Source organism: Atopobium fossor DSM 15642, assembly GCF_000483125.1.
Lineage (GTDB): Bacteria > Actinomycetota > Coriobacteriia > Coriobacteriales > Atopobiaceae > Atopobium > Atopobium fossor.
In genome coordinates, this window is record NZ_AXXR01000003.1 from 210,016 (window position 1) to 222,250 (window position 12,235).

Annotated in this window: 12 protein-coding genes; all 12 read right to left on the minus strand. The window is 47.2% G+C overall.

Annotated features, from left to right (window positions below):
• Nucleotides 1-92 precede the first annotated feature (92 nt).
• Nucleotides 93-2,213 (minus strand): FtsX-like permease family protein, encoded by a 2,121-nt coding sequence (locus tag G469_RS0100975; protein WP_028263457.1) that lies wholly within the window; start codon nt 2,211-2,213, stop codon nt 93-95.
• Nucleotides 2,203-3,009, minus strand: a complete 807-nt coding sequence (locus tag G469_RS0100980; RefSeq protein WP_028263458.1) for an ABC transporter ATP-binding protein — start codon at nt 3,007-3,009, stop codon at nt 2,203-2,205. Before G469_RS0100980 ends, G469_RS0100975 begins: the two co-directional genes overlap by 11 nt.
• 102 nt (nt 3,010-3,111) lie before the next feature.
• The gene (locus G469_RS07940) at nt 3,112-4,164 is read right to left on the minus strand and encodes a sensor histidine kinase (protein ID WP_084522256.1); all 1,053 of its coding nucleotides are present in this window, start codon (nt 4,162-4,164) and stop codon (nt 3,112-3,114) included.
• 11 nt (nt 4,165-4,175) lie between these two features.
• Nucleotides 4,176-4,856, minus strand: coding sequence for a response regulator transcription factor (locus G469_RS0100990; RefSeq protein ID WP_028263459.1), 681 nt, complete (start codon nt 4,854-4,856; stop codon nt 4,176-4,178).
• Between the two features lie 3 nt (nt 4,857-4,859).
• Entirely contained in the window at nt 4,860-5,933 is a 1,074-nt protein-coding gene (locus G469_RS0100995; RefSeq protein WP_028263460.1) for a glycosyltransferase family 2 protein, read from the minus strand.
• Between the two features lie 129 nt (nt 5,934-6,062).
• Nucleotides 6,063-6,821, minus strand: coding sequence for an HlyD/EmrA/EmrK family protein (locus G469_RS0101000; RefSeq protein ID WP_028263461.1), 759 nt, complete (start codon nt 6,819-6,821; stop codon nt 6,063-6,065).
• A gap of 24 nt (nt 6,822-6,845) precedes the next feature.
• Nucleotides 6,846-7,682: a tRNA pseudouridine(38-40) synthase TruA gene (gene truA / locus G469_RS0101005; RefSeq protein ID WP_156908392.1), complete on the minus strand. Its 837-nt coding sequence runs from the start codon at nt 7,680-7,682 to the stop codon at nt 6,846-6,848.
• A gap of 29 nt (nt 7,683-7,711) precedes the next feature.
• Nucleotides 7,712-8,497 carry an energy-coupling factor transporter transmembrane component T family protein gene (locus tag G469_RS07945; RefSeq protein ID WP_051353677.1) on the minus strand — a complete coding sequence of 262 codons (786 nt, stop codon included), beginning with the start codon at nt 8,495-8,497 and terminating at the stop codon, nt 7,712-7,714.
• Nucleotides 8,494-9,963 (minus strand): ABC transporter ATP-binding protein, encoded by a 1,470-nt coding sequence (locus tag G469_RS0101015; RefSeq protein WP_028263463.1) that lies wholly within the window; start codon nt 9,961-9,963, stop codon nt 8,494-8,496. The genes G469_RS07945 and G469_RS0101015 overlap by 4 nt, the downstream gene beginning before the upstream one ends.
• 153 nt (nt 9,964-10,116) lie before the next feature.
• Nucleotides 10,117-10,632 carry a 50S ribosomal protein L17 gene (gene rplQ / locus G469_RS0101020; protein WP_028263464.1) on the minus strand — a complete coding sequence of 172 codons (516 nt, stop codon included), beginning with the start codon at nt 10,630-10,632 and terminating at the stop codon, nt 10,117-10,119.
• Nucleotides 10,633-10,667: 35 nt separating this feature from the next.
• The gene (locus tag G469_RS0101025) at nt 10,668-11,609 is read right to left on the minus strand and encodes a DNA-directed RNA polymerase subunit alpha (protein ID WP_028263465.1); all 942 of its coding nucleotides are present in this window, start codon (nt 11,607-11,609) and stop codon (nt 10,668-10,670) included.
• A 23-nt stretch (nt 11,610-11,632) separates the two neighbouring features.
• Complete coding sequence (gene rpsD / locus G469_RS0101030) at nt 11,633-12,226, minus strand: 30S ribosomal protein S4 (RefSeq protein ID WP_028263466.1); 594 nt, start codon at nt 12,224-12,226, stop codon at nt 11,633-11,635.
• Between the last annotated feature and the right edge of the window lie 9 nt (nt 12,227-12,235).

A 12,235-nucleotide genomic window follows, 5' to 3' on the forward strand; every position in this document is an offset into this window, starting at 1 on the left:
TTTTCGATGCTCATGGGCACGTAACAACAATCGACCTACACCTTATAAGAGATGTAGGTCGATGTATTTTGCATTACCTGTAACTCTGTATCTTAGAGACTGTGACGCTTTGTTCCAAGTGCATTCAATACCATGCGACGCGACATGCCATAAGTAAGCCCCATATAGCTGCCATAGATTACTACAAAGATAGCCACCATAAGTAGCGAATCAGTAGCAATATTCACTCCACCCAACACGCGAACAATTTCGATAAGAACACTAAGAGCACATACAGAATGAGCCATACCTACCAATAAAGGAGCCACGAAGGAGAGGCTGGTTTGGAATAAAAGTGAATGCAGCATGTCCTTCTCGGAAGCACCCAAATCATTGAGCGTACGATATCGTGCTGCAGAGTCTGAGGTAGCACTCAGGCGCTGAATAGCTAAAATAGCAGCGCAAATAACTACCAAAACAAAACCAATATACAAAGCAAGATAGGTTACCAGACCACGCAAACCTTGGCTGGCATTAGCCATTTCGGTACGAGTAAGCACCTGAATACCAGCCGTACCAAAGTCAGAGTTGCCATACATCAGCTGGGACATTGTTTGATCATCCAGATCATCAATTTGTTTGAGAAGCTCATCGCCAGCAGCTTGCTTACCTTGATCATAGGTGAGGTTGAGAAGAAACTTGCGAGGCACGAGCTTCTTAGCAACTTCATTAGGAACAACCAAGGTACCCGTATTGCTTGCCATGGTGAAGTTCATGAGGTTGGCAGAAGTATCCGTAACAACACCAAAACTCGAGGGCTTGAGTGTGACACCTGCAATATCAATGTTGTGATTCTCTTTTACCGCGGCCTTATAAATAGGAATTATGGCCTCCATGTTGGAAGTAACAATATACTCATCTGAAGCCAGCGATACGGCGTCCAAACCTACCATTTTGCGCAAAGCATTGTAATCATCAATGCTCATAGATTCCAATGCGTACGCAGCAGCGTCTGAACTTTCAAAGCCAGCAGGCATTTTACTATGACCAGCCTGAACAAAACCACCTAAAGAAAGTGATTGATTGCTTGTATTTTGGCTGTCCCAATCCTGAGGTAGTCGCAACAGCATGGTGGAGGTTTGACCAAGTGAAGCAAGGTCATACCCTGCAGCCTTAAGACGCTCGGGAGCAGTTGCTAAAACTTCCGCACTGTCTTCTGATCCTGCATAAACCTGGATGGTTACATCAAATGGAAGCGCTACCTTTTGTGCAGCCTTAAGCGCATTTGTAATGCTCATACCTGTAGTAACAGAAGTAATAGCCAAAAACAAAATGAGGGAAACAAAGCCCATCGAAATGGCATTAGTGTTTACCTGACTGGACACCTCACGCACACTAAAGCTGTGTAAACCAGAAAAATAGAATTTCTTGGATCGTTGTGCAAGAGCAACCAGCGCGCCAGCTAAACCATAAAACAAAACGAGCGTACCAACTGACACAAGCACTGTAGTAATAAGAAAGTCCACTCCAGTTCCGGTGCCACCAAATCCAGGAAAGCCCAATGTGACCAAACGCCAATAGGCAACACCCACGCACACCACGCCAATAAGAAACACCATGCTAGAAAAAAACAAGCTCTTTACGCGTGTTTTCTCGGCCTTTTTTTGAGCGCTCATGAGTTCTACCAGTGCAACCTTGCGCAAAGAACGCAGGTTAAAGAGCACCATAATAAAGAAAATGACAGCAAAACAACCAAGGGTAATTGCAAAAGCAGTGGACGAGAAGAAGAATTTAAATTCGTCAACCTTAGAACCAAAAAGTGCTGCTGTCACAAAAAGAAGAATCTGAGAAAGTAAAGCGCCCACAGCAAAGCCAATGACCAATGCCGCAAAGGCCACAAGCATGGTCTCGAGGGTGATGGTACGAGCAACCATAGAGCGCGGCATACCAAGAACCTGATACAATCCAAGTTCTTTTTTGCGATGACGCATAAGAAAGTTATTAGCATACACCATCAAAAAGCCTGTAATGATTGCCAGAAAGATGGTAAGCCCTGTAACAATGCCATGGATTTCTCTGACCATCTCACGCACGTCATTTTTAAGAAAATCTGCCTGAACGGCAATGGTGTTAAAGGCATAAAACACAGCAACACCAATGGTAAGGGTAAAGAAATACACCAAGTAGTCACGCGCGGAGCGGCGTACGTTACGAAACGCTAGCTTAGCAAGCATCTACGTCACCACCAATCGTGGCGACAACCTCAATAATACGATCAAAGAACTCACGACGGGATTTTTGTCCACGAACTATCTCGGTAAACAGCTTGCCATCACGGATAAAAATAACACGCTGGCACCAACTGGCCGCATACTCATCATGCGTAACCATGAGCACCGTAGCATTATGCGTAGTATTGAGCCTCTCAAAGCACTCAAGAAGCACGCGGGCGTTTTTAGAGTCCAATGCACCAGTGGGTTCGTCTGCCAAGATGAGTGTAGGATTGGTAACAATGGCACGAGCTGCAGCAACACGCTGACGCTGACCACCACTCATCTGATGGGGGTATTTTTCAAGCACTTCCGTTACGCCTAACATAGTAGCCACATGGGTAACGCTCTGCTGGATTTGCGCTGCAGGCACACGACCAATGGACAGCGGAAGTGCAATGTTCTCACGAGCGGTTAGCGTATCCAACAAATTAGAGTCTTGGAAGACAAATCCTAAGCTCTCGCGACGAAATGCGGCTAACTGTTTTTGAGAAAGTGTTGCCGTGCTCTGGCCACCAATAGTAATGGAGCCAGCCGTTGGCGTATCAATAGTGGAAATACAATTAAGTAAGGTAGACTTACCAGAACCGGAAGGTCCCATGATGGCCACCATCTCGCCCGTTTGCACGGTGAGGCTTACCCCAGCCAGAGCACGGGTGGTGGTATCTGCACCTCCGTAGATTTTCTCGACATTAGAAGCAACAAGCGCAGGCTGCGCCGTAGTATAGCTTTTTGGGGTAGTACTCATATGCTTATTCATAAAGCGTCCTCCAACAATAGGTTGTGCCAAATGGCTTTGTTGACACTACTATCATCGGATGTTGGCGAGCGTGGTGCCATCGAACTAGCTTACACTTGGCTTTCACTTTTGTAAGTTAGGCAATCCAATGCACACATCAGTCCATGCATATTGCTGACTACTTATCGTAACCATCAAACCCATCTTGTGACATAGCTCCGCTACCAAATACAGACCTATACCGGTGCTACGCGTGTGAGTACGTCCGTTTTGACCCGTAAACCCGCGGTCAAATACACGCTCTATATCCTCTGATGCAATGCCACAACCGTTGTCCCATATGTGCAGGTCTACCCGTTCGTGTGCGGTGCAAGGCTTTTGTATAACTGCCGAGAAGCGCAGCATAGGAGGCTCATCATCGCTCTTGTGATGGTCCGTGCGATAGCGTACTGCATTGTCTATGAGCTGTCCCAAGATAAATACCAGCCACTTAGAGTCACAAACTACTTCCAAGTCCTTGTCAACAATGTCTGAAGTATCTACATGTATACCAACTGCAATAAGCGTATGAGCACGCGATTTAATTGCCGTGTTTACCAGACTGGTAAGGGGGGTCTTACGAATGACATAGTCCTTCTCGACAGAGGTACTGCGCGCTAGATACAGTGCTTGCTCCGCCAGCTCCTCTGTGCGAGAAAGCTCTACCTGCAATTCACGAGCATTGCTTGTGGGCTCATTTTGTAGCATGAGCCGTGCTGCTGCCAGAGGAGTCTTGATTTCGTGAACCCAGGTCTCAATATAGTCACGATACTGATTCATCTGTGCCTGAGCCTCTGTTGTCTGTCGCTGTGACTCGAGCATTACCTTATGTAGTGCATCATACGAAAGTCTGCCCTCATAAAATGTAGGCTTTTCTAACAACTCAACCGCAGCATACGATATGGGTGAACCAGTAGTATCTTGAGAAATACACTCAAGCGCACGTAAGAAACGTGCTTCACGCACAAAGGTAAATACTCCTGCAGCCAACAGTGGCATGGCAGACAACAAAAAACATAGGATACAGAAATCCAGGCTCATTCCTGCTAAGCGCGATAAAGCTGCAGGTATACATGCAGCCAACAAGCAACAAGCTGCAGGAATGGAATGTGATTTAAGGTATGAAAACATCATCATGTATACCTACGCTACGAGCGTGCCAAAATGGAGTAGCCCTGTCCACGATGAGTAATGATCACTTCATCCGCACCAATTTTGGCCAGCGTACGGCGTAGGCGATTCATATTAACTGTCAATGTATTGTCATCTACAAATTCATCGGAGTTCCAAAGGGCTTCCATAATGTCCTCGCGCGGGACAATGGCACCTTTACCCTGCAATAACGTCTCTAAAATACGCAGCTCATTTTTAGTAAGCTCTACGCTCTTCTCGCCCAGAGAAACAAAGGAACGAGACAAATCCAACGTTATCCCCGCAAAACTCAGAGTCCTTGAATTAGCGTCTGCGGACTGTGTGCGACGCATAATAGCATCAATATGGGCCAACAAAATCTGACCGTTATATGGCTTGGCGAGAAAATCATCTGCACCCAAGCTCATGCTCATGAGCTCATCAAGTTCCGAAGTTCTACTGGTAAGCACCATAGCAGGTACATTAGATTTTTGGCGTAACTCACGAAGCACATATTGGCCATCAGTGCCTGGAAGTCCAAGATCCAACAGTACAATATCGGGCGATGCCGCACAAATATCCCTTACTATAGTTTCAAGATTTGTAGGCAATACAGGAGTGTGACCAGCATTTTTGAGCAACGTACACAGCTGCTTGCGAACCGATGCATCATCCTCTACAACAAAAATACGTGCCATAAGCTACCTACGTGCCTTGAGCGTAGCAAAAATACGCGTATTGCGACGTTTAACAAATGAGATAAACGAACCTTCAATATATGCCTGAGCTGCATTTTTACGAGCAATAGGCTTTACCAATGTGCGCATAACTCTAGAGCGCGGGCGGGCAAGCTGTACTGCTTCTTGCGCATGCGGCGTGCTAATCATATGACGAATAGCTTCTATTTTTTGCGCGCGCGATAATTTTGCTGAAGGATTGCAAACATTTTCTATGCAGCCTATAAGGCGTTCGACATAACGGCGCATAACCATCTCTTTACTTGCTACATCATCCAACAAACCCCAGTGCTCAAGTAAATCGAGCATCCAGCCATGCTCTTCCTCGCGTTTCTCGTACATGTTGGGACGCCAGCGAGCCGTCTCCGATTCCGCACGAGAACGAATAAAGTGATAATACGCTTTTTCCGTCACAACAACCTTGTGTGCATCGCGAATAAAATCCAACACATAGGGAAAATCATCCCAAAACGTAGGACGAAAGCGTAGACCAAGCTCTTCAATACGAGAACGCAAAAAGAGCTTGTTCCAGGGGGTATACAGCAAATTCTCGTCAAAAAGCTTATAGGCATTTGCTCGAAATTCTGCCTGATTTGCATATACCTTTGAGGGCTGTGCCTTAAGTTCACTCAAATGCTCATTGCTCTTTTTAGAATAAAATGTATCGATGTAAAAACCAGCAACTACCAGCTCTGCATTGTACTCGTCTGCTAGAGCAACCATATCTGCAAGCATGCTTGGTTCTGCCCAATCATCTGCATCCATGAAGTACACGTACTGACCACGCGCATGATCTAGTGCCAAGTTGCGCGCAGCCGGTGCTCCGCCATTAGATGTATGAAAAACATCTATACGAATGTCCTTCTCGGCCATGCGATCACAAATATCACCAGAGCGATCTTTTGATCCATCATCAACAACCAACAGCTCAAAGTCGCCCATGGTTTGAGCCTGCAAACTCTCAATTGCACGACCTACATAAGCTGCAACGTTGTACACCGGCATAACTACCGAGACTTTTGGATTGTTCCGCGCCATAAAACCCCCGGATTCTGTGACGTCTTTGCGGTCGCTACACCGCATCACTCTTGCTCTATTTTACCTAGACTATGACGTATCACGAGAACCCAACAGTTGATCGTAAGAAATGCAAGAGCTTTTACCTGTTTATTGCTTTTCCACCAATGTCCCTAGGGTAAGCCCCAGCTGCTCAGGATCCACTACAGTTTGCGTTGCACCGTCTGTGCCAGCAATGCTCGTGCAGGGAGCCTCTACTACACTAAGATTTTTTCTACCAATACCATGTGTCGTCTCTGCCAGATTGAGTAATTCTGGTGCAGACATATCTGTATGAAGTATGCTCAGCAACTCCGTTGCCTGGTGCGCCAACTGTGTTGCACCAACGTTAGAAAGCCCCAACACTTTTTCCCAACCGTACGAATTAACCACCATAACGTGTGAAATTTGTACGCCCGTTGCAGCCGAAACAACACCAATGCTGCCCTGCGATTGTTGTTTCTTAAAAACATTTGCCAGTGTTGACTGCGCCTCATCTAAGCTTACTGCCATATCGATAGGCAGATTTACAATAAAGCCTTTACCTGCGCTTTGATCCAAACTCAGCAATTTAGCCGAACTCAACACCGATTCATCTTTATCTGCATGAATAAACACAAGCACTGTTGTAATTACATGATCCGAAACCTGTGTATTTATTGTCGCGGTATTCTTACCGCCGTTTTTCTCTACAGATGCCGATAAACCCGTATCGCCTAGCTGAGAATGTGCTTGCGCAAGATTCCATAGCGCTAAAACACCACCAGCCAGCATAATTACTATTGCCGCCAGCGCAATCAGAGCGTTGCGTGTCTTGTGCGCACTGGGCGCCATCACATCACTTCGTTCATATCGCTTGCGCTGCTTCATACCCTGCTACCTTCTTATCTACTGCTATAACCAAGGTTCAAATGACTTTGTTGGATACCTCACTGCCGCAAACACTAAGCCTTTTGCTGGGGCACACTGACCAGCAGCTCTCCGATCACAGGCAGCCAATACTTCAGAAATCCACTGCTCTTCTCTGCGACCGCACCCCACCTCAACCAAACTGCCCACAATAGTGCGCACCATGGAATGTAAAAACGCATTGCCTGTAATATCTACGGTAATAAGCTGCTCTCCCGCCTCTTCTATGCGCGCTACTCCCACCGACATTACCTGTCGATGCGTTGGCTTATCCACCGCCGAAGCTGCCTTACAAAAACTCTTAAAATCATGTTCTCCCACAAGACTCTGAGCTGCACGGTCCATGGCCTCTACATCCACCTGAGCGCGCAACCACCATGCATGATCCCACGCCATAATGGGACGGGTCCAACCATCTGCAATGCGATACCTATAGCTGCGCGCTTCCGCATCAAATCTTGCCGAGAAGCCCGCACGAGCTTTATATACTTCTGAAACCGAAATGTCATCTCCTACCAGCGCATTAAGTGCGCGCTTGATAGTAGCTCCCTTTAGTTCCAGCTCCTTTTTGTAGACTGGAAAACTAACATGCTGTGCCAGTGCATGAACCCCCGCATCGGTACGACCAGCACAAGTAATTTCTACAGGTCTGTGCAGATACGTGGACAATGCACGATTAAGCTCTCCAGCTACCGTACGCACATCACCTGGCTGAGCCGCAAAACCGGAAAAAGACGCTCCGCGATAACCAAGTTTGAGCACCATAGTTGCCACTTCAAGGGGCTTCTCGATAGCCTGCTTTATGGAGTTGTTTTCATCCATCATGCACATTGCTGTTCCTTCTTCTTTTGTTACATCATACAAGCAAGTATGCTAGCCAAGACAACTATTGTAAGCACTGTCATATCCCGCGCATGCATTGGCTTGGACTCATATCTTCTACCAGCACTTGAATAACAACGATCTTGCATGGATATTGCCAATTCATCCGCCTTACGGAATAATCCCACCACCACAGGCACCAAGACCGATAACCACTTCTTTAAACGCTGCTTTATACTGCCTTTGTCGAATCTAACACCACGGATTTTTTGTGCCATCATGATGCGTTCAAATTCTTCTGCACAGATAGGAACAAAACGCAATGCTAACGATAAGACCATAGAAGCATCCCCTACCGGAATACCAAATCGAGCAAGGGGTTGTAAAAATCGACCACACGCATGAGCAATTTGTGGCGCAGTTGTTGTAGCGGATACCACCAAGAAGAAGCCCAAGAGCAGATATACCCGTGCCAAAGCTTGAGCACTACGCGCAAGTCCTGTTGAAGTAAGTCCAACAGGTCCTATAAGATCAATCGTGCCTGTCCCGTCAAGCACAAGACCATTTACCAGCAAGCTTACTAAGGTAATAACCAGCAACGGTTTTATCGCCAGCTGCAATGCGCGCACATCTGCACGCGAGACTACCCAGGCAACCGCTAACAAACCCGCAATCAGGCATAATCCCCATACAGAATGGATCATACATGTTGTCACAAGCAGGATGATGAGCATAATCAATTTTGCTCGAGCATCAACAAGATGCAGCCAGGTTTGCTTTGAGTTGTAGGAGCCCAAAATTGCAACATTTTTCATGAGCGTTCACCCAAAATAAGACCTGATTGACTCAATATGTGACGGGCTTTACATGCAGCTCCCGACCAGATAACACATCCGTCATCAAGCAGCATTACTTTTGTTGCTTGAGTCAACCATTCCTCAATATCATGAGTAACTACGATTACCGCATGCCCTTTGTTGCACAACTCAGATACCACACATCGAAGCTCTTCTCGACCACGTGCATCAAGGCCGGCAGTTGGCTCATCAAAGATAAACACTTCCGTCTGCAAGGCAAGTATCCCCGCCAACGCTACACGGCGCGCCTGTCCACCAGATACATCAAAAGGGCTTCGCTCAAATAACGTTGCATCAATACTCAAAAGCTGCAATGCATCTATTGCACACTTGTGAGCCTCTGATTCTGACAAACCCTGTTGCAGCGGTCCAAACATCACATCTTCCAACACGGTGTCACAAAACAGTTGCTCTGCAGTTCGCTGAAATGCCAAGCCCACATCACCTGGTTTTACTTCAGCATGGACATATGTTACTTCGCCTGCATCAGGTTCTATTAGCCCCGCAAGTACTTGAGCAAGTGTTGACTTACCTGCCCCCGATTTACCAGCGATAAGCTGCATATCTCCTTTGTAAATTTCAAGCGAAGCATTATGTATTACGCCGTCCACACCCACCTGTTTAGCCTGTAAAACAGGGGTGGACAAAGGCCTTGCAGCAACAACCGATTTTAAGGACGACTCATCACCATGTATGGATAACGTAGACGCCCCCACCAAACACGAGCGCTGCAAGAGCTCTGAAGATTGCAGCAGCTCATAGGGCATCCCTTGCCAAGTCACACAACCATGCTCCAGCAATACAACCTTATCGGCCTTTTGTATGTCCTGAACATAGTGAGATACCTCAACTACGCCCATCCCAGAATGCACCAAACCATCGATAATTTCTCGTACACTCTGTCGAGAAACCAGATCAAGGTGCGTGGTAATTTCATCCAAAAGCATATACTCTGGCTGCATAGCCAGCACGGATGCAAGCGCCAATCGCTGCTGCTCGCCACCAGAAAGACTGTAAGTACTTCTCTGCTTATATTGTGCCAATCCCACGCAGATTAAAGCATCTGTACACCTTTGAGAAATCTCCTCAGCATCAAGACCAATATTTTGTGGTCCAAAGCATACTTCATCCCAAACAAGAGAAGACACAATTTGCAAGGTAGGATCTTGTCTAACCAATCCCACATGCCTATGCAGTTCCACAGAGCCAAGATCTAAAATAGGCTGTTCGTTGAGCAAAACATATCCGGACGAAGGCCTTATTGTTCCGTTTGCCAAGCGAAGCAAAGTGGATTTTCCTGAACCATTTGCGCCAACTATACAAACACGCTCTCCCGGAGCTACGGTCAAGTTAACACCATGTAGTACATTAGCATTCTCGTAAGCTTTCTTGTATGAATAACTTACATCCTTAAAGTCGAGCATTCGTCCTCCTTTCTTGCTCAATACATATCTACAGCACTCTCTATCCTGTACACACGGTACAGGCGTCAATCCATGCTACTACAAACAAAACTGCCTCGATATAAGAAAAGAGGCCCACCTCAGTGGACCTCTTACACTACAATTGAGTAAAAACTACTCAGCGTCAGTAGCCTCAGGTTCAGCGGCTTCAACAGTCTCAGACTCGGCAGCCTCTGCCTGAGTCTCTACTGCAGGCTCCTCTACCTTCTCCTCAACCTTAGCAACCTTCTTTACCGTTGCTGCAGGCTTGGCAGCCTTCTTAGCTACTGGCTCGTTTACGAGCTCGATAATAACAACTTCAGCGTTGTCACCCTTACGAGCACCAAGCTTCATGATGCGGGTGTAACCACCATTGCGGTCTGCCCACATACCCTGAGCAGCCTTATCAAAGACTTCAGAAACGAGAGCTGCATCGCCAAGCTTAGCAATAGCGTTACGACGAGCAGCAAGGTCGCCCCTCTTAGCCCAGGTAATTACGCGGTCCACGTCAGGGCGGATAGCCTTGGCGCGCTCCTGTGTAGTCTTGATGCGGTCATTAGCCAGCAAAGCGCAAACCAGGCCCTTCTTAATGGCCTTGGTGTGACTTGCGTCGGTGCCAAGCTTCATGCCGCGCTTCTTGTTGTGCCTCATTCTTACTACTCCTCTAAGCGTGTAAGTGGCGGGGTTTAAGCTTTAAGGCCAAGACCCATCGATTCGAGCTTATCCTTAACCTCTTCGATGGACTTGACGCCGAAGTTACGGATGTTGAGAAGATCATTCTCGGAGAACTCAACCAGCTGACGTACAGAATGAATTGCTGCACGCTTGAGGCAGTTGTAAGAACGTACGGAAAGATCCAAGTCCTCAATCTGCTTGTCAAGATCGCTGTTGTCATCCGTCTCTTCAGTTGCGAAGATAGACTGCTCTTCGGGTTCCTCGGTCTGCTCAGCAAGAGCCATAAAGGCACCCATATGCTGATTAATAATGTTAGAGGCCTCAACCACAGCATCGCGAGGTGCGATGGAACCATCGGTCTCTACCTCGAGGATCAAACGATCGTAGTCGGTGTGCTGACCTACGCGGCAAGGCTCAACAGCCTTAGCGCAGCGGCGCACAGGAGAGAAACGAGAATCAATGTGAATGATGCCGATAGGATCGGAATCACGCTTATTATCTTCGCCACTCACGTAACCACGGCCAGTGCCAATGCGTAAAGACATTGACAAATGAGCACCCTCGCCAAGGTGGCAAATTACGTGCTCGGGGTTAATAAGATTAAACTCTGCTGGTACAGAGAAATCGCCACCGGTAACCGTTGCGGGACCATCAATATTGATGCTTGCCTCAGCTTCGTCACCTGTACCCATTGCCTGGAATACAAGTTCCTTAACATTCAGAACGATATCGGTAACGTCCTCATAAACGCCCTCTACCGAAGTGAACTCATGCTGAATACCATCAATTCTGATTGCCTCAACAGCCGCACCTTCCAGTGAGGAAAGAAGTACGCGACGCAGGGAATTACCCAACGTATCACCGTAACCGCGCTCCAAAGGTTCCACAATGACGCGGGAAAGGGTATCGCTAATCTCCTCAACAGAGACGGTAGGGCGGATGAATTCGGACATGTATACCTCCAACCAGAGCTGGACTACTTGGAGTAGAGCTCGACGATGAGCTGAGCGTCAATATCGAGATCAATCTGATCACGAGAAGGAAGCTGCAGTACAGAACCCTGGAGCTTCTCAATATCAACCTCAAGCCATGCGGGTACAGCCATGTGCTCGGTGGAAATCAAAGCTTCCTTAATGGGAAGCAGATCCTTGGCCTTAGCAGCTACAGCAACAACGTCGCCAGCCTTTACACGATAAGAAGGAATATCAACGCGGTGACCGTTTACGGTGATATGACCGTGACGTACAGTCTGGCGTGCCTCCTTACGAGTGCGTGCAAAACCAAGACGGAAAACAACATTGTCAAGACGAGTCTCAAGAATCGTCATCAGGTTGTCACCGGTAATGCCCTCAATCTTAATTGCCTTGGCATAGTAGCCACGGAATTGCTTCTCGAGAACACCATAAATAAACTTAGCCTTTTGCTTCTCGCGCAGCTGACGACCGTACTCGGACTCGTTGCGGCGCGTACGCTTAGGCGTACGATTGGACTTCTTATTGATGCCCATAACGATGGGATCAATGTCAAGAGACCTGCACCTCTTCAGAACAGGCGTCCTATCCACTGCCATGTTAGTGAT